The organism is Xanthomonas arboricola (genome assembly GCF_003353015.1).
Lineage (GTDB): Bacteria > Pseudomonadota > Gammaproteobacteria > Xanthomonadales > Xanthomonadaceae > Xanthomonas > Xanthomonas arboricola_E.
Map to the genome: position 1 here is coordinate 1 of NZ_QREM01000003.1, position 424 is coordinate 424.

A 424-nucleotide genomic window follows, 5' to 3' on the forward strand; every position below is an offset into this window, starting at 1 on the left:
CGCCGTATTCGCTGCGCGGCGCAACGCCCGGTACGCCGGTGACACTGGAGTGGGCGCTGCAGGCGGCCGCAGCAGAGATCCCGGCTGGCCAACGCCTGGTGTTGGTGGTCGACACGCGCGATGCGCGCTACACCGATGCCAGCGACGGTGGCGGCACGCTTACCTTTACGTCGCCGGTGGCGACGCCATCGGTGTTGAATGTGCCGCTGCGGTGAGCTTGTTTTCGATACTGAAGAGACTCGGTGGCAGGAGGCTGCCGAGTCTCGTCGGATGGGAGCGTGCTTGGGCGTGTGGGCAGGACTTCTGTGCGAAATGCCGCTTCGCGTGCGTAAGACGATAAGCCGGCAGATGGCTGTCGATTGATCGGTGCCTTGGATTGCGGATGATTGTGTCGGGGTGCATGCATGTGCTCGTGACTGATGCT

At 63.7% G+C, this 424-nt stretch carries 1 protein-coding gene; it reads left to right on the plus strand.

What is annotated here, in order from left to right; genetic code table 11:
- The coding region (locus C0541_RS03070; protein ID WP_274519086.1) for a CocE/NonD family hydrolase C-terminal non-catalytic domain-containing protein at positions 1-215 on the plus strand (215 nt) is incomplete at its 5' end.
- Positions 216-424 lie beyond the last annotated feature (209 nt).